Here is a 25,070-nt window from a genome sequence, read left to right as displayed (position 1 = left end):
CGTCGTCAGCGCTGTTGCTGCAGGAACCAGTTGGCCGCGCCGATCACCCCGAGCTGGCCATGCTCGACCAGCTTCACCGGGATCTGTTCCAAGGCCGGGCGCATCGCGCCCTTGTTCAGATAGCGCTCGACGAAGCTGCTGGCGCCCAGGAACCCGCCGATCTGCGGCAGAAAACCGCCGGCCAGGTAGATGCCGCTGTGGATGCCGTACAGCAACGCCATGTCGCCGACCACGCTGCCGAGCAGGCCGCAGAACGCCGACAGCGCCTCGTGCGCCAGCGGATCGCGGCCGGCCAGCGCCGCGGCGGTGACCTCGCTGGGAGCGGCATGCACCGGCACGGCATCGCGCAACTCGCACAGCACCTTATACAGGTTGAGCAGGCCGGGTCCGGACAGCAGGTGTTCCACCGGTACATAGCTGCGCGTGCGCAGCAGCCGCTGCGCCATCGCCATCTCCAGCTCGCTGCCGACCGGCAGGGCCGCATGGGCGGCCTCGGTCGCCAGCACGACCGCGCCGCCGCCGGTCGGGATCCACACCGCCGCACCGAGCCCGGTGCCGGGGCCGATGACCAGCGCCGGCCCGCGCTGCGCCTTGCGTGGGCCGGTCAGGTGCAGTACTTCGCTGGCGTCCATCGACGAGGCCGCATAGGCCACCGCCTCGAAATCGTTGACCAGGTGCAGCGCCTGCATGCCCAGGCGCTCGCGGATCTCCGGCGGCGACAGGCTCCACGGCAGATTGGTGGTGATCACCCGGCCATCTTCCAGCGCATAGCCGGCGCTGGCGATCACGCCACGGGTGGGCGCCGGTCCGGGCACGCCGGACAGGAACTCGCCGATGATCTCGGTCAGGCCGGGGTAATCGGCGCAGCGGTACTTGCGATAGTCCAGCACCTTGACCGTCTGCACGCTGTCGGTGGCGTCGCCACGCGATACCAGGCCGATACGTACGTGGGTGCCGCCGACATCGGCGGCAATGAAAGGCTCGGCCCGCGGGCCGGCCGCGGCCACTGGTGAACTGCTTGCGGACACGTACTACTCTCCCGTTGCGCCCGAGAGGGCGCACGTCGATTGGGCCTGTTGATCGATCGAGTGTCAGACCATCGTGATAACGTTGTCAAGATAAAGTCATCCAGCGGGCGCCACCGGCACTCGCCAGCGATCAGCCATCCTGGCTGGATTCGTCGCCTCGTTCCGACAGCACACGACATCGCGCATGCAACGCCAACGAACCGGTCAGACAGCACCGCGCTTCGCCGCGCTGCACAAAATTTCTGGAATGCCGATTCCGACCGGGATCGGCAGCGGTCGAGACAAGCGCCGCACCGCGCCGCCGGGGCGCTTCCCGGCCGCGACCGATTTTCCTTGGCGAACAACCACCTATCCGTAAAGCGGGAATGCCCGGCGGGCCGCGGCCGCGGCCCGCCGGGGCGATCGGGCAACGAATTGTCAAAATACCGTGAAGCACGTATTGACAACGCTGTCAGCGCTATTACAGACTCGAGTCAGACAAGTCTTACAACCTCAAGACATGCCACGTTCAGGTTGGACCGCGCCATGGCGCCGCTACAGCGCCATGGGCAAAGGCGCCGAGGCGGTTGCTCGGTGGTCGCCGCGACGAAAGGCAAACGGCTCCAACGCCATGCACGGAACGGGGTTTCCGCCCGCGCACCAGGCGTCTGCAACATGCATTGCTTTGCTGGATTTGGTTGTCCCCCCCCCCACAGGAAACAAGGAAGGACCGGCGCCTCGGTGCCGCCGGCGGCCACTTCCGCGTCAACGACCGGACGACGCGCACCGAAACGCGATACACGCAGCCACCGCAAGGTGCCGCGCCATCCACAGGCCGGGCAGCGGCCAGCACGCCGGAACATCGGTTGGCGCCTCTTGCCCATGCACTCACCCAAAGGTTCAGCCAATGAATAGCCGCACCACCACGTTAGCCATCAGCATCATGGCCGCGCTGTACCTGTCCGGTAACGCAATGGCGCAGGAAGCGCCCGCTTCCGGCCCAGCGCCGAAGAACGTCCAGGAACTGGACACGATCAGCGTCACCGGCTACCGCGCCAGCCTGCAGAAGTCGCTCAACATCAAGCGCAACGCCGACGCGATCGTCGATGCGATCTCGGCCGAGGACGTCGGCAAGTTTCCTGCCACCAATGTCGCCGAATCGCTGTCGCACCTGCCCGGCGTCAGCGTCGACCGCCAGTTCGGCGAAGGCGAGAAGGTCTCCATCCTGGGCACCGACCCGGCCTTGAACCGGGTCCTGCTCAACGGCCAGAGCATCGCCTCCACCAGTTGGGGCGGCGATCCGAACAACCCGGACAGCCGCTCGTTCAATTACTCGCTGCTGGCGCCGGAAGTGATCGGCAGCGCCGAGGTCTACAAGAGTGCGCAGGCCAGCATCGACGAGGGCAGCCTCGGCGGCACCGTGATCCTGCACACGCGCAAGCCGCTGGAACTGGAAAAAAACCTGCTGACCGGCAGCGTCGGCTACGGCTACAACGACCGCTCCGAGGACGGCAAGCCCAACGCCTCGCTGTTGTACAACTGGAAGAACGATGCAGGCACGCTCGGCGTGCTCGGCTCGGTGATGCATTCGGAACGCTCGCTGCGCCGCGACGGCGTGGAGATCTTCGGCTACAGCGCCATCCAGGGCGCCGGCTTTCCCGACGCGGTCGCCGCCGGCAAGCAAGGGGTCTACCCGAGCGCGATCAACACCGCGCTGTTCCTGCAGACGCGCAAGCGCGACGGCGTCACCGGCGCGCTGCAGTGGAAGCCCAGCGAGGCGTTCGAGCTGTCCTACACCGGCCTGTACGTCGAGGAGACGTTCGACAACGTCAACCAGAGCCGCTTCGCCGACATCAAGCCGGCCACTGCCACCGCACTGAACGTGGTCGACGGCGTCGCCACCTCCGGGGCCTACGGCGACAACGCCCAGACCATCCTCGATTCGTACGTGCGCAGCACCACGGTCAAGACCAGCAGCAACACCTTGCGCGGGGACTGGCACGGCGACGGCTGGAACGTCTCCGGCCAGGTCGGCGCGACCCGCTCGGCCGGCGGCGCCGACCGCATCTACGGGGTGACCCTGGGGGGCAACGGCGGCTATCGCTACGCCATCGATCACCGCCGCGTCGGCGTGGACTACGCGGTACCGCCGTCCACTTTGGAGAACATGTCGGTGAAGAGCGCCACCGTGAATCGCTATCCGAACCTGGACAAGGAACGCTACGCGCAGCTGGACTTCGACCACGACGTGGAATGGGGCCCTGTCACCAAGCTCCGCGCCGGAGTGAAGGCCACGCGCCACAGCACCGCGCAGGACACGTACTACAACGACTACAGGGAGGATCCGGGCAACACCCTGGCCCGCTTCTACGGCGGCACCACGCCCGGCGGCTACCTGGACGGCCTGTCGGTCAGCGACGACATGCGTCGCTGGCCGCTGCAGAGCCGGGGCGCCATCGTCGACTACGTCCGCAGCCTGCCCGGCAGCGACACGCTCAGGCCCAGCTACAACAACACTTTCGGCGTGATCGAGCGCAACCGCGCCGCCTACCTGCAGGCCGACTTCTCCGGCTACAGCTACCGCGGCAACATCGGTGTGCGCTACGTCAACACCCGCGATGCGATCAGTGGCTACAGGTACGTCGGCAACGACGCCTATGCGCCAGTGAACGAAAACAAGTCCTACGGCGAATGGCTGCCGTCGCTGAACTTCGCCTACGACTTGTCCGACGCGCTGATCCTGCGCGTGGCCGCGGCCAAGGTGATCGCGCGACCGCGTTACGCCGACCTCACGCCCTACATCAACGCCGACGACAACAAGCTCACCGCCAGCAGCGGCAATCCGGCGCTGGATCCGTACCGCTCCACCAACTACGGCGCGTCGCTGGAATGGTATTTCGCGCCCAACAGCGTGCTCGCCGGCGAGTTGTTCTACCGCGACATCTCCAACTACATCCTGCAGACCCTGGTGAACCGGCCGCTGTACAACACCCGGTACAAGCGCGAGGACGTCTATCAGGTGACGCTGCCGCAGAACTCCGGCGCGGCCAAGGTCAAGGGCGTGTCGCTGAGCTACCAGCAAGAGCTGGGCGGCGGTTTCGGCGTGGCGGCGAACTACACTTACTCCAAGGCCGACACCCAGAGCAGCTACAACCTGCCCTACAACTCCAAGAACAGCTACAACCTCAGCCCCTACTTCGAGCAAGGGCCGTGGGAGGCGCGGCTGACGCTGGGCTGGCGCTCGGCCTACTTCACCGAGATCGGCCGCCTGGGCGCGAGCCAGATGACCGATGCCTTCACCCAGCTCGACGCATCGGTGGCCTATGCGATCACCGACAAGGTCAAGCTGCAACTGGAAGCCAGCAACCTGCTCGACGAGACCTACTACAGCTACGCCGGCCAGAAAAGCCAGCCTTACTATCTGTACAAGAACGGGCGCAGTTACATGCTCAGCGTGCATTTCACGCTGTAACCGCGGCCGCGACGGCAGCCGCGCAGAAGGGAAGGCACGCGCCGAGCTGTCGCTCGGCGGCGACCGGCAACGGAAAGCGAACGGGCCGACGCCATGCCCGGAACGGGGGATCCCGCCAGGCACCAGGAGGCATCTGCACAACACAACATGCATCGGTCGTTTTGCTGGATTTGGTTGTCGCTCCGCAGCAGGGAACAAGGACCGGCGCCTCGGTGCCGCCGGCGGCCACTTCCGCGTCAACGACCGGACGACGCGCACCGAAACACGATACGCGCAGCCACCGCAAGGTGCCGCGCCATCCACAGGCCGGGCAGCGGCCAGCACGCCGGAACATCGGTTGGCGCCTCTTGCCCATGCACTCACCCAAAGGTTTAGCCAATGAATAGCCGCACCACCACGTTAGCCATCAGCATCATGGCCGCGCTGTACCTGTCCGGTAACGCAATGGCGCAGGAAGCACCCGCTTCCGGCGCAGCGTCGAAGAACGTCCAGGAACTGGACACGATCAACGTCACCGGCTACCGCGCTTCGCTGGAGAAGAGCCAGGCGGTCAAGCGCTCGGCCAACTCGATCGTCGATGCGATCAGCGCCGAGGACATCGGCAAGTTCCCGGACACCAATGCCGCCGAGTCGCTGGCGCACCTGCCCGGCATCAGCGTCGACCGCCAGTTCGGCGAAGGCGAGAAGGTCAGCATCAACGGCACCGACCCGGCGCTGAACCGGGTGCTGCTCAATGGCCAGACCATCGCCTCCGGCGACTGGGGCGGCAACCCGACCGACACCAGCGGCCGCACCTTCAACTACACCCTGCTGTCGCCGGAAATCATCGGCCTGATGGAGGTCTACAAGACCCCGGAAGCGCGCATCGACGAAGGTTCGATCGGCGGCACGGTGATCGTGCACACCCGCAAGCCGCTGGACCTGCCCAAGAACACCATCCGCGGCTCGGTCGGCTACAACTACAACGACCGTTCGGAAGAAGGCAACCCGCGCGGCTCGGCGCTGTGGAGCTGGAAGAACGACGAGGAGACCTTCGGCGCGCTGATCTCCGCCACGCACGACAAGCAGGATCTGGCACGCGCCGGCATCGAATACTTCGGCTACACCACCGGCGCAGGCATTCCGCCGACCGCCACCATCACCGGCGATGGCAGCGACGTGGCCACCGCGCGCGTGCCGGCCGGCATCAGCAGTGCGTTCTTCCAGCAGACCCGCGAGCGCAACGGCGTGCAGGGCGCGTTGCAGTGGAAACCGAACGAGCAGAACGAGTTCAACCTGACCGGCCTGTACATCAAGGGCAAGTACAACAACTTCAGCCAGGCACGCTACGTCTGCCCGGCATGCAATAACGACAGGCGCAAGATCACCAGCGCCAATGTGCAGAACGGCGTCGTCACCTCGGCCACGATCAGCGATGGCGCAGCTGGTCAACCGTATGCCCAGCTGGATGCCAATTATCGCGAAAGCACCGTCACCACCAAGAGCCTGAATCTGCGTCATGACTGGTTCGGAGAGAAGTGGGTCTTCACCACCCAGGTCGGCAACACCAAGGCCACCGGCGGCAAGAATCCCGAGTACCTGATGAAGTTCCTGATGCAGGACGGTGGTTACAACTATGCCTTCGACGGCCGCAACACGGCGGTCAATTATGACAACGGCGGCGCATCCAACTGGGCGCTGCCGGGCAATGCGGCTGGACTGCCTGCGGGATCGACCGCGGACGGCGTCATGCAGGCCGGCGGCATCGCCTATCAGAAGAGCAAGGACGAGGAGAAGTACTTCCAGTGGGACGCCTCGCGTGATCTGCAATGGGGCCCGTTCACCAAGTTGCAGTTCGGCTACAAATACATCAATCACAACAATGGCGTGGACGCGCGCGGCAACCGCATCAACACCACCGCTCCGGTGTCGCTGACGCAGTTCAATCCGGGCGGCACGCCCAGCAGCCTCTACGGCGGTCTGGGCGCCAGCGGCGACCTGACCACCTGGCCCACCGCCAGCCTCAATGCCGTACGCGACTATCTGCTGGCGCAGCCACAGGGTCCGTACCGCACCGACTTCGGCGCCTCGTTCCAGGTCAAGGAAATCACCCAGAACCTCTATACGCAGTTGAACTTCGAGTCAGGCCAGTGGCGCGGCAACGTCGGCGTGCGCCTGGTCGATACCACCGACAAGTCGCAGTTCTGGCAAAGCAACGATGGCGGCGCGAACTTCGACCACGTCGCCAAAACCAACGACTATCGCAAGGCATTGCCGAGCCTCAACATCGCCTACGACGTCACTGACGACACCGTGCTGCGCTTCTCGGCGGCCAAGGTCATCGCCCGTCCGCGTTACGCCGATCTCGCAGGCACGTTCACCATCAACAGCGGTACCGGCGACCTGACCGCCAATGGCGGCAACCCGGACCTGAAGCCGTACGAGTCCACCAACTACGACCTGGCCGCCGAATGGTATTTCGCCCCGTCCAGCATGCTGTCGGGCGAAGTGTTCTATCGCGACATCAGCTCCTACATCGTCAGCACCACCACCACCCAACAGCTCAATCCCGCACCGCCGGCCATTGCCGGCCTGTACCAGGTCACCACGCCGGTCAACGTCTCCGACGCCAAGGTCAAGGGCGTGTCGGTCAACTACCAGCAGACCTTCGGCCTGGGCTTCGGGTTGCAGGCCAACTACACCTTCGCCGAATCCGACTCCAGCTCCGGCTTGAACCTGCCCTACCTGTCGCGCGATACCTACAACGTGATTCCGTACTGGGAGCACGGCGACTGGACGGTGCGCGTGAACTACAGCTATCGCTCCAAGTACTTCACCCAGATCGGTCGCCTGCAATCACGCGACTTTGCCGATGCCTACAAGCAGCTGGATCTGAACGCTTCGTATCAGGTCACCGACTACATGAGCATCACCTTCGGCGCGACCAACCTGCTGGACTCCACCTACCGGGTCTTCAGCAATACGCGTGATACGCCAACGGCGTTCTACAAGAACGGCCGCGGTTACCAGGCCCAGCTCAACTTCAAGTTCTGATGCAGTCCCGGCGCGCCACCGATCCTCCACGGTGGCGCGTTTTTTTGCCTGCCGCCTGCATCAGGCAGCGACAGGTCGCCGATCGCATGCAACAGCGGCGCTGGCCATGTTCCTTGCGCACTCGAAGGAACATGGCCAGGCCCGCTTCTCCGCCATCCACGTGCCGGTTGCTCGTTGCCGGCACGTCTTCGCTCACAGGAGTGCAGTTCCCATGACGACCGAGTGCCGCCATCGCGCGGCTACATCCTGCCGCCACGCCGGAGCTGCCCCCAGGCGTCGTGCACTCGTGCTCGCGCTGCTGGTGGCCTGCCCGGTGCTGTCGCTGCGTGCGGCCGACTCCACCACCGCGCCGACCGCCACCACGCTCAGTCCCGAGCAGCTCGACCAGCAGTGGCTGCAGGCCACCGCCAGGTACGCGCCCGAGCGCGAGCGACGGGTGCACGAAGCCGAGCGGGGCGCCCGCAAAGGTCCGTTCCGCCCGGACTGGGCCTCGCTGAAGCACTACCGTTCGCCGGGCTGGTACGACAACGCCAAGTTCGGCATCTTCATCCACTGGGGCGTGTTCTCGGTGCCGGCCTTCGGCAACGAGTGGTATTCGCGCAACATGTACCAACAGGACAGCAAGGACTACGCGCACCACATCGAGACATACGGGGCGCAGGCCAGGTTCGGCTACAAGGACCTGATCCCGTTGTTCACCGCGCCCAAGTTCGACCCGCAGGGCTGGGCCAGGCTGTTCCGCGACGCCGGCGCGCGCTACGTGGTGCCGGTGGCAGAGCACCACGACGGGTTCGCGATGTACGACTCGCAGCTGTCGGACTGGACCGCGACCAAGATGGGCCCCAGGCGCGACGTGATCGGCGAGCTGTCCAAGGCGATCCGCGCGCAGGGCCTGCACTTCGGCCTGTCCTCGCACCGCGCCGAGCACGACTGGTTCTTCGACGGCGGCCGCCATTTCGACTCGGACGTCAACGACCCGCGCTATGCCGGCCTGTACGGCCCGGCGCAGGTGCGGCTGCCCGGCAAGGACGACGCCGACGTGCACAACGACTGGACGCCGGTGTCGCAGGCGTGGCTGGACGACTGGCTGGCGCGCACCACCGAACTGATCGACCGCTACGACCCCGAGCTGATCTACTTCGACTGGTGGATCGCGCACCCGACCTTCCGCCGCACCTTGCCGACCATGCTGGCGTACTACTACAACCACGGCGCCGCGCGCGGCGACGGGGTGGTGGTGAACTACAAGCTCGGCGCGCTGCCGGAAGGCGCCGGCACGCTGGACATCGAGCGCGGCCAGCTCACCGGCATCCACCCCACCCACTGGCAGACCGACACCTCGGTCAGCAACGCCTCGTGGGGCTATGTGGAGAACGACACCTACAAGACGCCCACCTTCATCGTGCACATGCTGGTGGACGTGGTCAGCAAGAACGGCAACCTGATGCTCAACATCGGCCCGCGCGCCGACGGCTCGATCCCCGATACCGAGCGCGACATCCTGCTGTCGATCGGCAAATGGCTGAAGACCAACGGCGAGGCGATCTACGACAGCCGGCCATGGCGCATGTACGGCGAAGGCCCGACCGAAGTGGTCGGCGGCACCTTCCAGGACACCAAGACCAAGCCCTACACCGCCGAGGACTTCCGCTTCACCACCGGCCATGGCGCGCTGTACGCGATCGAGCTGGGCTGGCCGGCCGACGGCAAGGCGGTGATCCGCTCGCTCACCGCCGCCGACGGCGTGCGCGGCGTGACCCTGCTGGCCACCGGCAAGCCGGTGCCGTTCGAACAGCGCGCCGACGGCCTGCACCTGACCCTGCCGGCCGAGCCCGCCGGCGAACACGCCTACGTGTTCCGCATCGACTTGCCCTCCCCCACCCGCTGATGGATACCTCCCGATGATGAAGCGATTCGCTGGGCTGCTGCTTGCCCTGGCCATGGTCTGTACCCCGGCCATGGCCAAGAACCCGACCGCGCTGTTCTATCTGATGAGCACGCAGAAATCGACCAATTCGTTCCTGGCCAACGTCGACAAGATCGACGTGGTGGTGCCGACCTGGTACGGCGTGGACCAGAACGGCCTGGTCAACGGCACCCCCAACGCGTACCTCTACGACATCGCCAAGCGCAGGCAGCTGCGGGTGATGCCGATCCTGTCGATGACCGCCGGCCGCGACGGCTTCCATAAGCTGATGCACGACGAGGAGGCGAAGCAGCGCATGATCGCCTCGTTGCTGATCCACGGCAAAAAGCACGGCTACTACGGCTTCCAGTTCGATTTCGAGAACATCGCCTGGACCGACCGCGACGCCTACACGCGGATGGTCAAGCAGACCGCCGACGCGCTGCACAAGGCCGGCTTCAAGATGTCGGTGGCGGTGGTGCCCAACGCGCCCGGCTACGCCGAGGGCGGGCAGTTCTCCAAGTGGATGTGGGAGTACTGGCGCGGCGCCTACGACCTGAAGGCGCTGGGCCAGGCGGTGGACCTGGTCAGCCTGATGACCTACGACCAGCACACCCGCTGGACCACGCCCGGCCCGGTCGACGGCATGGTGTGGATGAAGAAGCACCTGGACTACGCGCTGACCCAGGTGCCGAAGGAGAAGCTGTCGCTGGGCATCGCCACCTACGGCTACCGCTGGTACACCGGCAACCCGGTGAAGGAAGACGGCACGGAAGCGTCGAACATCTCGGCGACCTACATCGACGCCGACGAATCCTTCCCGCTGGCGATCGAGCAGAACGCCACCGTGCAGTGGGATCCGCAGGAGCAGGAGTCGTGGTTCTACTTCTACCGCGACGACATGCGCGAGTGGGTGTTCCGCCCGGATGCGCGCAGCTTCCGCGCGCGCTACGACCTGGTCAAGGAATACGGCCTGGAAGGCTTCAGCTGCTGGGTGCTGGGCGCCGAGGATCCGAAGGTGTGGGACGCGCTGCCGGCCGCCTCGCGCTGATCCGTTACGCGCCGATCCACTAGGATATGCGTTCAGACAGCACGAGGCAGACCGAATGACTGCAGTGGGTGCACACCCCCGTAAGCCGCACCGCCCGACGACCGCCCCGGCGGGCGTCGCGGCGGCCTCCCGCATCACGTGGCCGGGGCTCGCCCTGTTCGCGCTCGTTGCCATGCTGGGCGGCTGCGACCGCGACGCCGCCGCTCCCGCGCAGGCCGCCAAGCCTGCCGCGGCACCCGCCGCCGCCGCGCCGAAGCCGGCGGCGGCGGACACCGCGCCGCTGCCGTTGATTCCAGCGCCGGCGCAGGTCGAGCGCGGCAGCGGCACGCTGACCATCGGCACCGGCAGTACGCTGTCGGTGCCGACCGACGACGCCGCCGCCATGCGCGTGGCCCGGCAACTGGCGACGCTGCTGGAAAACACCCGCGGCCTGTCGCTGGAGGTGCGCGCCGAGACCATTCCGGCAAACGGCAGTATCCGCCTGCAGATGAACCCCACCACCTCGGTGGAAGCGCCGGAAGGCTATGCGCTGGACGTGGACGGCAACACCATGCTGATCCAGGCACGCGACGAACGCGGCCTGTTCTACGGCGCGATGAGCGCCTGGCAGCTGCTCACTCCCGACGCCGGCAAGGGCGAGGTCGAGGTGCCCGAGGTGCAGATCCGCGATTGGCCGCGCTTCGGCTGGCGCGGCCTGCTGCTCGACGTGGCCCGCCACTTCCATGGCCCGGACACGGTCAAGCACGTCATCGACGCGATGGCCGCGCACAAGCTCAACGTGCTGCACCTGCACCTGACCGACGACCAGGGCTGGCGCATCGAGATCAAGCGCTACCCCAAGCTCACCGGGATCGGCGCCTGGCGCACCCCGCCTGGCGCCGGCACACAGGGCGTGCCCGACCGCTATGGCGGCTTCTACACCCAGGACCAGATCCGCGACCTGGTCGCCTACGCCGCCGCGCGGCACATCACCGTGCTGCCGGAACTGGACATGCCCGGGCATGCGCAGGCGGCGGTGGCGGCGTACCCGGAACTGGTCGGGGTGACCAGGCAGCGGCCGAAGGTGTCGGTGGACTGGGGCATCAACCTCTACCTGTTCGATACCGACGAGAAGAGCATGACCTTCATCCAGGGCGTGCTCGACGAAGTGCTGCAGCTGTTCCCCTCGCAGTACATCCACATCGGCGGCGACGAAGCGGTCAAGGACCAGTGGGAGCGTTCGCCGGCGGTGCGCGCGCAGATGCGCAAGCTGGGGATCAAGGACGCGCATGCGATGCAGGGCTGGTTCAACCAGCAGCTGTCCGACTACCTGGCCAAGCACGACCGGCGCCTGATCGGCTGGGACGAGATCCTGGAAGGCGGGCTGCCGGCGAGCGCCTCGGTGATGTCCTGGCGCGGCGTCGACGGGGCGGTGACCGCGGCCAAGCAGGGCCACGACGTGGTGCTGGCGCCGGCCGGCTGGCTGTACCTGGACAATCTGCAGAGCGCGCGCGGCGACGAGCCCAACGGGCGCCTGTCGGTGCTGCCGCTGCAGAAGGTCTACGAGTTCGATCCGGTCCCCACTGCGCTCAGCGCGGAGGAAGGCAAGCACGTGCTCGGCGCCCAGGCCGCGCTGTGGACCGAGTACATTCCCTCGGCCTGGCACATCGACCATGCACTGTTCCCGCGTCTGGGAGCGCTGGCCGAAGCCGCATGGTCGCCGATGGCGGTGCGCGGCTGGGACAGCTTCCTGCAGCGCCTGCCGGCGCAGCTCAACCGCTACCGCGCGCAAGGCATCGACTACGGCGATGGCGCGTTCGCGCCGGACATCGCCATCCAGGGCGGCGACAACGCGGCGCTGGACAGCGGCAAGGCCAGCATCGTGCTCGGCAACCAGGCCAGGTTCGGCAGCTTCCGCTACACCACCGACGGCAGCGAGCCCAAGGCCGACTCGCCGCGCTACGCCAAGCCGTTCGACGTGACCCTGCCGGTCACCGTGCGTGCGGCCACCTTCGCCGACGACGGCAGCCTGCTGGCCGCCCCGCGCACCCGCATCCTCGACCGCCCCGCCCTGCTCAGCCGCGACACCCAGGGCCTGGATTCCTGCGCCGACGGCAGCCTGGGCCTGCGCGTACCGCTGCTGCCGGACCTGCCGGGCAAGGACACGCCGGTGTTCAACATCGACCTGTTCGGCAGCTGCTGGCGCTATGCCGACGCGCGCCTGGACGGCATCGGCCGCATCCGCATCGATGCGGCGCGGCTGGCGCGCAACTACGGGCTGGCGCACGACCAGGCCAAGGTCAAGCAGTACCCGGCCAGGACCGCCCACGGCGAACTGGAAGTGCGCCTGGGCGACTGCAAGGGCAAGCTGCTGGCGCGGATCCCGCTGCCGGGCGGCAAGGCGCTGGGCGAGCAGTTCTCGCTGGAGGCGCCGCTGCCGGCGCAATTGGGCACGCACGACCTGTGCCTGCGCTCGACCGCACGCATCAACGGCCCGTACTACGCCATCGGCGCCGTCCACCTGATCGACACCACCGCGCAGGCGCTACCGGCCGCCGCGCGTTGACCCAGGAGACCCACCCATGATCCAGCCGCATCGCCGTTCCCGTTCCGCGCCGCGCGCGCGCTTCCCCGCCCGGCTCGGGCTGCTGCTGGCGTTGGGCCTGCCGCTGTCGGGCCAGGCGGCGGCCCCGGCGACGCTGTCGCTGCAGCAGGGCTGGCAGGTGCGGCTGGCGCCGGGCGAAGCCCACGCCAAGGCCTTTCCGAAAGCGGCGCAGTGGCTGCCGGCGCAGGTGCCGGGCACGGTGCAGACCGACCTGATGGCGGCCGGGGTGGTGCCCGATCCGTTCTATCGCGACAACGAGGCCAGGATCCAGTGGGCCGGGCTCAGCGACTGGCAGTACCAGACGCGCTTCAAGGCCGATGCCGCGCTGCTCGCGCGCGAGCACGTGGAGCTGGTGTTCGACGGCCTGGACACCTTCGCCGAGGTCTATCTCAACGGCAAGAAGCTGCTCGCCGCCGACAACATGTTCCGGCAGTGGCGCGTCGACGCCAAGCCGCTGCTCAAGCGCGGCGACAACGTGCTGGACGTGCGGCTGTACTCGCCGATCAAGAAGATCCAGCCGTGGCTGGCCAAGCAGCCGTACGCGTTGCCCGGCGCCTACGACTCGGCGTTTGGCGACGAGCCGGTGGCGCGGCACAGCTCCACCTACGTGCGCAAGGCGCCGTACACCTTCGGCTGGGACTGGGGCCCGCGCATCGTCACCGCCGGCATCTGGCAGGACGTGCGCGTGGAAGCCTGGGACGCGCTGCGCGTGGAAGGCCTGCACATCGCCCAGCAACGCGTCGATGCCGACGCGGCGCAACTGCTGGCGCAACTGGACGTGCAGGCCGGCCGCAGCGGCGAGGTGCAGCTGGAGCTGGACGTGCTCGGCCCCGACGGCCAACGCGTGGCGCAGCTGAGCCAGAAAGCGGTGCTCGATCCAGGCAGCAACATCCTGACCGTGCCGGTGCGCATCGCCAAGCCGCAGCGCTGGTTCCCCACCGGCTACGGCAAGCAGGACCTGTACACGTTCAAGGCGCGCCTGCGCGACGCCGCCGGCGACAGCGTCGACACCCAGCGCGTCACCGGCCTGCGCAGCGTCGAGCTGCGCCGCGACAAGGACCAATGGGGCAAGGGCTTGGCGATCGTGGTCAACGGCATCCCGGTGTTCGCCAAGGGCGCCAACCTGATCCCGTTCGACAGCTTCCCCAGCCGGGTCGATGCGGCGCGCATGCGCGGCATCCTGCAATCGGCGCGCGAGGCCAACATGAACATGCTGCGCATGTGGGGCGGCGGCCACTACCAGCCGGACAGCTTCTACGAGGACGCCGACCGCCTGGGCATCATGATCTGGCAGGACTTCATGTTCGGCGGCGCGATCCCGCCCTACGACGTGGCGTTCCGCGAGAACACCCGCGCCGAGGCCGAAGCGCAGGTCAAGCGCCTGGGCGACCACCCCAGCATCGTGATCTGGTGCGGCAACAACGAAGTGCAGACCGGCTGGGAAAACTGGGGCGACCGGGTCAAGTTCAAGCAGTCGATCGATCCGGAAGAACGCAGCCGCATCGAGCGCGGCATGACCACGCTGTTCGGCACCGTGCTGCGCGAAGCGGTGAGCAAATACGATAGCGACACCCCATACTGGGCGACCTCGCCCGGCACCGATTTCGACGGCGCCGCCGACCAGCCCGACGACGGCGACATGCACTACTGGAAGGTATGGGGCGGCCCGGCGTTGCCGACCACCGAATACCTCAACGTGACCCCGCGCTTCATGTCCGAGTACGGCCTGCAGTCGTTCCCGGAAATGCGCACGATCCGCGCCTTCGCCGAGCCCGGCGACCTGCAGCCGGAATCGCCGGTGATGCGCGCGCACCAGAAGTTCGACAAGGGCAACGGCAACCAGCGCCTGCTGCTGTACATCCGCCGCGCATTCGGCGAGCCAAAGGACTTCGAGAGCTTCGTCTACCTGAGCCAGCTGATGCAGGCCGAAGGCATCGCCCTGGCCGCCGAGCACCTGCGCGCATCGCGGCCGCAGTCGATGGGTTCGCTGTACTGGCAGCTCAACGACGTGTGGCCGGGCGCCTCGTGGTCGAGCCTGGACTACTTCGGCCGCTGGAAGGCGCTGCACTACCACGCCAGGCGTTTCTATGCGCCGGAGCTGATCGCCGCGCTGCGCAACGACAAGGGCCAGACCGAGGTGACGCTGGTGTCCGACCGCACCGTGCCGCTGGCCGCGCGCTGGCGCATGCGGGTGATGGACGTGTCCGGCAAGGTGCTGAGCAAGAGCGAGAAGCCGGTGACCCTGGCGCCGCTGTCCAGCGTGCGCGTGGGCAGCTTCAGCGATGCGCAGCTGCTGCGCCGCGCCGACCCACTGCGCAGCTTCGCGGTGTTCGAACTGCTCGACGGTGCGCGCGTGCTGTCGCGCAACCTGGTGTTCTTCGATGCGGCCAAGCATCTGCACCTGCCCAGCCCCGACATCCACAGCGAACTGCGCGCCGACGGCGACGGCTACGCGCTGACCCTGACCAGCACCAGCCTGGCGCGCGAGGTGTGGCTGGCGTTCGGCGACCTGGACGCCACGTTGTCCGACAACGCCTTCGACCTGCTGCCGGGCGAGCCGCTGACCGTGCACATGCGCAGCGCCGCGACGCTGGAGCAGCTGCGCGGCGCCTTGCAGGTGCGCGAGCTGGCCGGCACGCTGGCCGGCGCGCCGCCCGAGCCGGCCGCGGCGAAGTGATGCGGATGGGGAACACCGGCCGGCCGGCGCGCCGGCGCGAGGACATCCAGGTCACCGAGAGCGGTGGCGCGCGGCGCGCGGCGGACAGCGCACGGTCGCGGCTGAAGCCGCTCCTACAGGGGATTTCGCACGGGCTGTGTCTGCTTGGGTTGGCCGCCGCCCCGCTCGCCCACGCCGACGAGGCCGACGACCGCGCCGCCGCGCTGGTGGCGAAGATGACACGCGAGGAAAAGATCGCGCAGGCGATGAACGACGCGCCGGCGATCCCGCGCCTGGGCGTGCCGGCCTACGAGTGGTGGAGCGAGGGCCTGCACGGCATCGCCCGCAACGGCTACGCCACCGTGTTCCCGCAGGCGATCGGCCTGGCCGCGACCTGGAACACCGGCCTGCTCGAGCAGGTCGGCACGGTGACCTCGACCGAGGCGCGCGCCAAGTTCAATCTCGCCGGCGGCCCCGGCAAGGACCACCCGCGCTACGCCGGGCTGACCATCTGGTCGCCGAACATCAACATCTTCCGCGACCCGCGCTGGGGCCGCGGCATGGAGACCTACGGCGAGGACCCCTACCTCACCGGGCAACTGGCGGTGGGCTTCATCCACGGCCTGCAGGGCGACGACCCGGCGCACCCGCGCACCATCGCCACGCCCAAGCACCTGGCCGTGCACAGCGGCCCGGAACCCGGCCGCCACGGCTTCGACGTGGACGTGTCGCCGCGCGACCTGGAAGCGACCTATACCCCCGCGTTCCGCGCGGCCATCGTCGACGGCCGCGCCGGTTCGGTGATGTGCGCTTACAACTCCTTGCATGGCACGCCGGCCTGCGCCGCCGACTGGCTGCTCGACGGCCGCCTGCGCGGCGACTGGGGCTTCAAAGGCTTCGTCGTCTCCGATTGCGACGCGGTCGACGACATGACCCAGTTCCACTACTTCCGCGCCGACAACGCCGGCTCGGCCGCCGCCGCGCTCAAGGCCGGCCACGACCTCAACTGCGGCTACGCCTACCGCGAACTGGGCAAGGCGATCGACCGCGGCGACGCCGACGAGGCCCTGCTCGATCGCTCGCTGGTGCGGCTGTTCGCGGCGCGCTACCGGCTTGGCGAACTGCAGCCGCGGCACAAGGACCCGTACGCGCGGCTGGGCGCAGGGGACGTGGACAGCGCCGCGCACCGCGCGCTGGCGCTACAGGCCGCGCAGCAATCGATCGTGCTGCTGCAGAACCGCAACGCCACGCTGCCGTTGCGGCCGGGCCTGCGGCTGGCGGTGATCGGCCCCAATGCCGACGCGCTGGCCGCGCTGGAAGCCAACTACCAGGGCACCTCGGCCGCGCCGGTGACGCCGCTGCTGGGCCTGCGCGCGCGCTTCGGCGCCGCGCAGGTGACCTATGCGCAAGGCGCACCGCTCGCCGCCGGCGTGCCCGGCATGATCCCCGAGACCGCCTTGCGCAGCGATGGCCAGCCCGGCCTGCGTGGCGAGTATTTCGACAACCCCGACCTGGCCGGCACCTCGCGCACCCAGCGCCAGGACCGCGTGGTCAGCTTCAACTGGGATCACGTGGCGCCGGCCAAGGGCGTGGACAAGGACCGCTACTCGGTGCGCTGGAGCGGCGAGCTGCTGCCGCCGGGACCGGGCGACTACACCCTGGCGGTGCGCGTGGCGCGCTGCTTCGATTGCGCCGGCCACGATCCGATACGGCTGTACATCGACGACAAGCTGGTCGTCGCCGGCAACGCCGAAGACAAGCACCTGCCGGCCGGCATGCACAACGCCGACGGCCGCAACGTCGAGACCGTCCTGCACTTCGACGACGCGCGCCCGCGCCGCATCCGCCTGGAACTGGAGCACCGCGGCCAGGACCAGGGCCTGCGCCTGGAATGGCTGGCGCCGCCGGCGCTGCAACTGGCCGAGGCCGAGCGCGCGGTCGCACAGGCCGACGCGGTGGTCGCCTTCGTCGGCCTGTCGCCGGACGTGGAAGGCGAGGAACTGCGCATCGACGTGCCCGGCTTCGACGGCGGCGACCGCAACGACCTCGCCCTGCCCGCGCCGCAGCAGGCGCTGCTGGAACGCGCCCGCGCCGCAGGCAAACCCGTGATCGTCGTGCTGATGAGCGGCAGCGCGGTGGCGCTGAACTGGGCCAGGCAGCATGCCGACGCGATCGTCGCGGCGTGGTATCCGGGGCAGTCGGGCGGCACCGCGATCGCGCAGGTGCTGGCCGGCGACGTCAACCCGGGCGGCCGCCTGCCGGTGACCTTCTACCGCTCCACCAAGGACCTGCCGGCCTACGTCAGCTACGACATGAAGGGCCGCACCTACCGCTACTTCAAGGGCGAACCGCTGTTCGCGTTCGGCAGCGGGCTGAGCTACACCCGCTTCGCCTACGCCGCGCCGCAGCTGTCGGCAACGACGCTGCAGGCGGGCGCGAACCTGCAGGTGCGCACGCAGGTGCGCAACAGCGGCACGCGCGCCGGCGACGAGGTGGTGCAGGTGTACCTGCAATATCCGCCACGCCCGCAGTCGCCGCTGCGCAGTCTGGTCGGCTTCCAGCGGGTGACGCTGCAGCCGGGCGAATCGCGCGAGCTGACGTTCGAGCTGGCGCCGCGGCAACTAAGCGATGTCGATCGCGCCGGCCAGCGTGCGGTGCAGCCCGGCGACTACCGCGTGTTCGTCGGCGGCGGCCAGCCCGGCACCGACGCCCCCGGCGGCGAGGCGGCGTTTTCGATCCAGGGCACGGCGCCCATTCCGCGGTGACGCCGGGACGCGGGACGCGGGACGCGGGAAAGCACAGCACACCGCAGCGCATATTGCAGGAGTTCGTTCACGCCATGACCCAAGCTTCCACGCCCATGCTTCCATGCAGTGACTCGGCGCGTCCCGCGTCCCGCGTCCCGCGTCCCGGCCTCACCCGCCGCGACGTCCTCCACCTGCTCGGCACCACTGTCGGCGCCGGCCTGCTCGCCAGCGCCGTGCCAGGCTTCGCCGCCGCATCCGGCGCACCGGCAACGGCGCTGCCCAGCAAGCGTCCGCCGCCGGCGCAGCGGCGCTTCGCCAGCGCCGCGGTGGAGCAGCACCTGCGCACGGTCAAGGCCGGCATCGGCGACCCGCGTCTGGCCTGGCTGTTCGAGAACTGCTATCCCAACACGCTCGACACCACGGTGCAGACCGGCACCCGCAACGGCAAGCCGGACACCTTCGTCATCACCGGCGACATCGAGGCGCTGTGGCTGCGCGATTCCTCGGCGCAGGTGCATCCGTACGTCCCGCTGGCCAAGCGCGACCCGGCGCTGCGGCGCATGTTCCATGGCCTGATCCAGCGCCAGGCCGCCTGCATCCGGCTCGACCCCTATGCCAATGCGTTCCTGCCCGATGGCAAGCGCCAGCGCCTGAAGTGGTCGGTGGCCGACATCACCGAGATGAAGCCCGGCGTCGGCGAGCGCAAGTGGGAAGTGGATTCGCTGTGCTACCCGATCCGGCTGGCGCACGAATACTGGCGCGCCAGCGGCGACACCGCGCCGTTCGACGACGACTGGCGCGCGGCGATGCACGTGGTGGTCAGGACCTTCCGCGAGCAGCAGCGCCTGCACGACCGCGGCCCCTACAGCTTCCAGCGCCCCTCGCCGCTGGCCACCGAGACCCTGGTGCTGGAGGGCTACGGCCAGCCGACCCGGCCCAACGGCATGATCCACTCGATGTTCCGCCCGTCCGACGATGCCTGCGTGTATCCGCTGTTCGTGCCGGCCAACCTGTTCGCGGTGACCTCGCTGCGCCAGCTGGCGACGATGAGCCAGACACTGCACCGCGATGCCGCCTTCGCCGCCGAGTGCCGTGCGTTGGCCGACGAAGTCGAGACCGCCACGCGCCGGTTCGGGCAGATGCGCGATGCCGACGGGCAGGCGTTCTGGGCCTACGAGGTGGACGGCTACGGCAACCAGCTGTTCATCGACGACGCCAACGCGCCGGGCCTGCTGAGCCTGGCCTACCTGGGCTGCTGCGATCGCCGCGACCCGCTGTTCCTGCGCACCCGCCAGTTGGCCTGGAGCGCGCGCAACCCGTATTTCTACCAGGGCCGCGCCGCCACGGGCGTAGGCAGCCCGCACAGCGGCATGGGCACGATCTGGCCGATGTCGATCATGCAGTACGCGCTGGCCAGCGACGACGACGCGCAGATCCGCCAATGCCTGGCCTGGCTGAAGAACACCGACGCCGGCAGCGGCTTCATGCACGAAGCCTTCGACAAGGACGACCCGAACACCTTCACCCGCGACTGGTTCGCCTGGGCCAACACTTTGTTCGGCGAACTGATCATCGACCTGCACCAGCGCAAGCCGCATCTGCTGCGCGGCTGATACCGCTGGCGGTTTCTCGTGGGGGAGACTCCAGGCGGCCTCGGGCCATCAGTCCCGACAGGCATTCCCGGGAAAGCGTCGGAACGGAAGTCCCTCCCACCACAGCCTTCTCCACCGCAGTTCCCAGACCTCAACCTCTCCGCCGCACCTATCGAGGACACACCATGGCCACACGACGCGGTTTCCTGCAGGGCGCCATCGCCCTGGCCCTGTTCGGCAGCAGCGGCATCGCCCGCCTGGCGCACGCCCGCGCCGGCAGCTACGCGCTGCCCGCCGACGCGCGCGCCAAGGCCGAGCTCACCCGCCACGTCGACGTGTTCATCGGCACCGGCGGCCACGGCCACACCTTCCCCGGCGCCACGCTGCCGTTCGGCATGGTGCAGCTGAGCCCGGACACCTACAACGCGGTGTGGGATTCGTGCTCGGGCTACCACGAGTCCGACGGCTCGATCATGGGCTTCTCGCACACCCACCTGTCCGGCACCGGCGTCGGCGACATGCTCGATTTCCTGGTCGTGCCCGCCACCGGCGACGTGAAGCTGGTCCCCGGCACGCTGGAAGATCCGGACGCCGGCTACCGCTCGCGCTACGACCACGCCGACGAAGCCGCCTCGCCCGGCTATTACCGCGTGCGCCTGAAGGACAGCGGCGTGCACGCCGAGCTGACCGCCACCGCGCGCGCCGGCCTGCACCGCTACCACTTCCCCAAGGGCAAGCCGGCGCACCTGCTGCTGGACCTGTGCCACGGCATGCAGGACAAGCCGGAGATCGCGACCCGGGTCAGCGACGCGCAACTGCGCATCGTCGATGCGCGCACCCTGACCGGCGGGCGCCGCGTGTACCAGTGGGCGCCGGGCCGCTACCTCTACTTCGCCATGCGCCTGTCGCGCCCGTTCGCCAAGGCCCAGCTCTACTCCGAAGACCAACCGCTGGCCACCGGCGCGCGCCAGGCCGACGGCACCCACCTGAAGGTGGCGCTGCACTACCCCGACGCGGCCGACGCGCCGCTGCTGGTCAAGGTCGGCATCTCCGCGGTCAGCGCCGAGAACGCCCTGGCCAACCTCGACGTCGAACTGCCCGACTTCGATTTCGCGCGCGTGCACGCCGCCGCCGTGGCCGCGTGGGAGAAGGAACTGGCGCGGGTGCGCATCGACAGCGACGACGACGCGCAGCAGCGCATCTTCTACACCGGCCTGTACCACAGTCTGCTCGCGCCCACCCTGTTCAGCGACACCGACGGCCGCTACCGCGGCATGGACCTGCAGGTGCACCAGGCGCCCGCCGGCTATCACAACTACAGCACCTACTCGCTGTGGGACACCTACCGCGCCCTGCACCCCTTGCTGACCCTGATGCAGCCCGAACGCGTGCCCGACCTGGTGCAGTGTTTGGTGCGCGGCGCCAACGAATGCCCGGACGGCGTCGGCATCTGGCCGCTGCAAGGCGTGGAGACCGGCTGCATGATCGGCTACCACTCCGCCGTGGTGCTGGCCGAAGCGCACGCCAAGGGCTTCACCGGCGTCGACTACGCCGCCGCCTGGCCGGCCTACCGCAAGCGCGCGATGGACGACACCACGCACGGCCTGGACGAGTACCGCAAGCGCGGCTACATCCCCAGCGACAGCGTCGACGAAGCGGTCAGCCGCACCCTCGAATACGCCTACGACGACTGGGCGGTGGCGCACCTGGCGCAGGCCGCAGGCGCCACCAAGGACGCGAGCGCCCTGCGCGAGCGCTCGCGCAACTACCGCAACGTGTTCAACCGCAAGAGTGGCTTCGTGCAGCCGCGGCTGAGCAACGGCGACTGGGCCGCGCCATTCGATCCACGCGCCATGGGCCACCTGACCAAGTGGCGCGACTTCACCGAATCCAACGCCTGGCAGGCCACCTTCCTCAACCAGCACGACCTGTACGGCTACATGGAATTGTTCGGCGGCCGCGACGGCTTCGTCGCCAAGCTCGACGAACTGTTCTCCACCAGCTCCGAACTGCCGGCCGACGCGCCACCGGACATCGACGGCATGGTCGGCCAATACGCGCACGGCAACGAACCCAGCCACCACGTGGCCTACCTGTTCGCCTATGCCGGGCAGCCGTACAAGACCCAGGCGATGGTGCGGCGGCTGCTGCGCGAGCAATACCACGACGCGCGCAATGGCCTCTCGGGCAACGAGGACTGCGGGCAGATGAGCGCCTGGTTCGTGCTCAGCGCCCTGGGCTTCTACGCCGTGGACCCGGTCAGCGCCACCTACGTGCTCGGCAGCCCGCTGTTCAAGCGCGCCGACGTCGATGTCGGCAACGGCCGCACCCTCAGCGTCGTCGCCCACGGCAACAGCGCCGCCAACGTCTACATCCAGCGCGCCCGCTGGAACGGCAAGCCCTACACCCGCAGCTGGCTGCGCCACGCCGACCTCGCCGCCGGCGGCACCCTGGAACTGGAGATGGGCCCGGCGCCCAACCCCGCGTTCGGCGCGGCCCAGGAGGACCTACCGCCGTCGTTCGTTTGACGGCCCGGGAATGGGGGAATGGGGATTGGCCGATCTCCCCGCTTGGTTCTCCCTGGCCCGCGTCACGCAGACGGCCTGCGGCACGCGTGCCGCATCGCCCGTCGCCTTCCAATTCGCATCGCCCTTCTTCGAGAGAATCCCACATGCAACGCAAGACCTTTGCTGCCCTCGCCCTCGCCCTGGCGTTCGCCCTGCCCACCACCGCCGTGCAGGCCGCCGATGCCAACGCATGGCCCGCCTTCGCCACCCAGGGCGAGCACTTCACCCGCGACGGCACGCCGTACCAGATCATCTCCGGCGCGATCCATTTCCAACGCATCCCGCGCGCCTACTGGAAGGACCGCCTGCAGAAGGCGCGGGCCATGGGCCTGAACACGGTGGAGACCTATGTGTTCTGGAACCTGGTCGAACCGCGTCCCGGCCAGTTCGACTTCACCGGCAACAACGACGTGGCCGCCTTCATCGACGCAGCCGCCGCACAGGGCCTGAACGTGATCCTGCGCCCCGGCCCCTACGTCTGCGCCGAATGGGACGCCGGCGGCTACCCGGCCTGGCTGTTCGCCGAACCGGGCATGCGCGTGCGCAGCCAGGACCCGCGCTTCCTCGCCGCCAGCCAGGCCTACCTCGACGCGGTCGCCGCCCAGGTCAAGCCGCAGCTCAACCGCAACGGCGGCCCCATCATCGCCGTGCAGGTCGAGAACGAATACGGCTCCTACGACGACGACCACGCCTACATGCAGGCCAACCGCGCCATGTTCGTCAAGGCCGGCCTCGACCAGGCATTGCTGTTCACCTCCGATGGCGCCGACATGCTGGCCAGCGGCACCCTGCCTGACACCCTGGCGGTGGTGAACTTCGCGCCGGGCGAAGCACGCGGCGCTTTCGAGGCCCTGTCCAAGTTCCGTCCCGGCCAGCCGCAGATGGTGGGCGAGTACTGGGCCGGCTGGTTCGACCAATGGGGCGCCAAGCACGCTGCCACCGACGCCGGCAAACAGGCTGGCGAATTCGAATGGATCCTGCGCCAGGGCCATTCCGCCAACCTCTACATGTTCGTCGGCGGCACCAGCTTCGGCTTCATGAACGGCGCCAACTTCCAGAAGAATCCCAGCGACCACTACGCCCCGCAGACCACCAGCTACGACTACGACGCCGTGCTGGACGAAGCCGGCCGGCCCACGCCCAAGTTCGTCCTGTTCCGCGACGCCATCGCCCGCGTCAGCGGTGTGCAGCCGCCCGCGCTGCCGGCGCCGATCCGCTTCGCCGAGTTGCCGGCCACCCCACTGCGCGAATCGGCCTCGCTGTGGGACAACCTGCCCGCCGCGGCCGCCACCACCGACAGCCCGCAGCCGATGGAGCGCTACGGCCAGGCCTACGGCTACATCCTCTACCGCACCACCGTCAGCGGCCCGCGCAAGGGCAGCCTGTACCTGGGCCAGGTGCGCGACTACGCCCGCGTCTATCTCGACCGCACGCTGGCCGGCAGCGCCGAGCGCCGCCTGCAGCAAGTCGCCGTGGACGTGGACATCCCCGCCGGCACCCACACCCTGGACGTGCTGGTGGAGAACAGCGGCCGCATCAACTACGGCGCCCACCTGGCCGACGGCCGCGCCGGCCTGGTCGATCCGGTGCTGCTCGACGGCAAGCCGCTGACCGGCTGGCAGACCTTCCCGCTGCCGATGGACGACGCGAACAAGATCCAGGGTTGGACCACCGCCCAAGTGGATGGCCCCGCGTTCCACCGCGGCACCATCAAGATCGGCACGCCCACCGACACCTTCCTGGACATGCGCGCCTTCGGCAAAGGCTTCGCCTGGGCCAACGGCCACAACCTGGGCCGCCACTGGAACATCGGCCCGCAGCGCGCGCTGTACTTCCCGGCGCCGTGGCAGCGCAAGGGCGGGAACAGCGTGATCGTGTTCGACCTGGACAGCGCGCCCGCTGCCAGCGTACGTGGGGCGAAGGCGCAGGTGTGGAGTACGCCGGGGGGCTGAGGCTGCCGATGCTTGCCGCCATGCCATTGCCATACGCCGATGGCGCGGTGGCGACGCATCCACTGGCATCGCTGGTGATGGCCGTCAACGATTTTGAGAGGCGATCCGATGCAGCCTCATTCTGGCGACGGCAGCTCCAGATGCAACCATCGCTTCATTGCAATGCAGAGCTTGATGCGCGCGCCGCAGAGGTGATGACCGCATTCGATTGGTCCCATTCTCCACGACGGCCGGAGCAAGCTCAGTGAGGCAGTCGTCCACGCACCGATTGAGTTGGGGTCGCTTCGAAGCATCCAATACACAGGATGACAAATCGTCGGGCCCCGTACGGACGCCCGAGCAGATCGCCGCTGCCGCCGATTTTGTCCGCCCCGCCGCCGGCGCCCGCCATCGCAGTGCATGCCGGCTGCAGCCCCTCCGCCAACGGCAAGCGTATGCGCGCGTTGCACCTGACCCACTACTGCTTAGGAAATTTGCACTTCGCGTGCGAATCCGCCACCGTC

At 68.4% G+C, this 25,070-nt stretch carries 13 protein-coding genes; 12 read left to right on the top strand and 1 reads right to left on the bottom strand.

Annotation, left to right across the window (positions count from 1 at the left end):
* Positions 1-5: 5 nt before the first annotated feature.
* A complete protein-coding gene (locus tag G4Q83_RS03370) occupies positions 6-1,028 on the bottom strand; it encodes a glucokinase family protein (RefSeq protein ID WP_128418745.1) in 1,023 nt (340 codons plus the stop codon).
* 184 nt (positions 1,029-1,212) lie between these two features.
* Between G4Q83_RS03370 and G4Q83_RS03365 the strand changes: the two genes are divergently transcribed.
* The 12 genes from G4Q83_RS03365 (at position 1,213) to G4Q83_RS03310 (ending at position 24,815) form a co-directional block, all read left to right on the top strand.
* The gene (locus tag G4Q83_RS03365; protein ID WP_158254955.1) at positions 1,213-1,386 is read left to right on the top strand and encodes a hypothetical protein; all 174 of its coding nucleotides are present in this window, start codon (positions 1,213-1,215) and stop codon (positions 1,384-1,386) included.
* Positions 1,387-1,914: 528 nt separating this feature from the next.
* Positions 1,915-4,479 carry a TonB-dependent receptor gene (locus G4Q83_RS03360; protein ID WP_128418744.1) on the top strand — a complete coding sequence of 855 codons (2,565 nt, stop codon included), beginning with the start codon at positions 1,915-1,917 and terminating at the stop codon, positions 4,477-4,479.
* A 378-nt stretch (positions 4,480-4,857) separates the two neighbouring features.
* Entirely contained in the window at positions 4,858-7,512 is a 2,655-nt protein-coding gene (locus G4Q83_RS03355) for a TonB-dependent receptor (RefSeq protein WP_128418743.1), read from the top strand.
* 211 nt (positions 7,513-7,723) lie between these two features.
* Positions 7,724-9,400 carry an alpha-L-fucosidase gene (locus tag G4Q83_RS03350; protein ID WP_128418742.1) on the top strand — a complete coding sequence of 559 codons (1,677 nt, stop codon included), beginning with the start codon at positions 7,724-7,726 and terminating at the stop codon, positions 9,398-9,400.
* Between the two features lie 13 nt (positions 9,401-9,413).
* Positions 9,414-10,469 carry a glycosyl hydrolase family 18 protein gene (locus G4Q83_RS03345; protein ID WP_128418741.1) on the top strand — a complete coding sequence of 352 codons (1,056 nt, stop codon included), beginning with the start codon at positions 9,414-9,416 and terminating at the stop codon, positions 10,467-10,469.
* 55 nt (positions 10,470-10,524) lie between these two features.
* A complete protein-coding gene (locus G4Q83_RS03340; protein ID WP_128418740.1) occupies positions 10,525-13,014 on the top strand; it encodes a family 20 glycosylhydrolase in 2,490 nt (829 codons plus the stop codon).
* A gap of 16 nt (positions 13,015-13,030) precedes the next feature.
* Positions 13,031-15,730, top strand: coding sequence for a beta-mannosidase (locus G4Q83_RS03335; protein ID WP_128418739.1), 2,700 nt, complete (start codon positions 13,031-13,033; stop codon positions 15,728-15,730).
* 5 nt (positions 15,731-15,735) lie between these two features.
* Positions 15,736-18,474 carry a glycoside hydrolase family 3 C-terminal domain-containing protein gene (locus G4Q83_RS03330; RefSeq protein ID WP_246432260.1) on the top strand — a complete coding sequence of 913 codons (2,739 nt, stop codon included), beginning with the start codon at positions 15,736-15,738 and terminating at the stop codon, positions 18,472-18,474.
* Positions 18,475-18,569: 95 nt separating this feature from the next.
* Positions 18,570-20,069: a glycoside hydrolase family 125 protein gene (locus G4Q83_RS03325; RefSeq protein ID WP_128418812.1), complete on the top strand. Its 1,500-nt coding sequence runs from the start codon at positions 18,570-18,572 to the stop codon at positions 20,067-20,069.
* Between the two features lie 164 nt (positions 20,070-20,233).
* The gene (locus G4Q83_RS03320) at positions 20,234-22,576 is read left to right on the top strand and encodes a GH92 family glycosyl hydrolase (protein WP_128418738.1); all 2,343 of its coding nucleotides are present in this window, start codon (positions 20,234-20,236) and stop codon (positions 22,574-22,576) included.
* Positions 22,577-22,719: 143 nt separating this feature from the next.
* Entirely contained in the window at positions 22,720-24,567 is a 1,848-nt protein-coding gene (locus tag G4Q83_RS03315; RefSeq protein WP_128418737.1) for a glycoside hydrolase family 35 protein, read from the top strand.
* An 8-nt stretch (positions 24,568-24,575) separates the two neighbouring features.
* Complete coding sequence (locus tag G4Q83_RS03310; RefSeq protein ID WP_128418736.1) at positions 24,576-24,815, top strand: hypothetical protein; 240 nt, start codon at positions 24,576-24,578, stop codon at positions 24,813-24,815.
* The last annotated feature ends 255 nt before the right edge of the window (positions 24,816-25,070 follow it).

The sequence above is a fragment of the Xanthomonas theicola genome (genome assembly GCF_014236795.1).
Taxonomy (GTDB): domain Bacteria; phylum Pseudomonadota; class Gammaproteobacteria; order Xanthomonadales; family Xanthomonadaceae; genus Xanthomonas_A; species Xanthomonas_A theicola.
The sequence above is the reverse complement of the archived record's forward strand: the minus strand, read 5'-3'. Positions and strand labels throughout refer to the sequence as shown.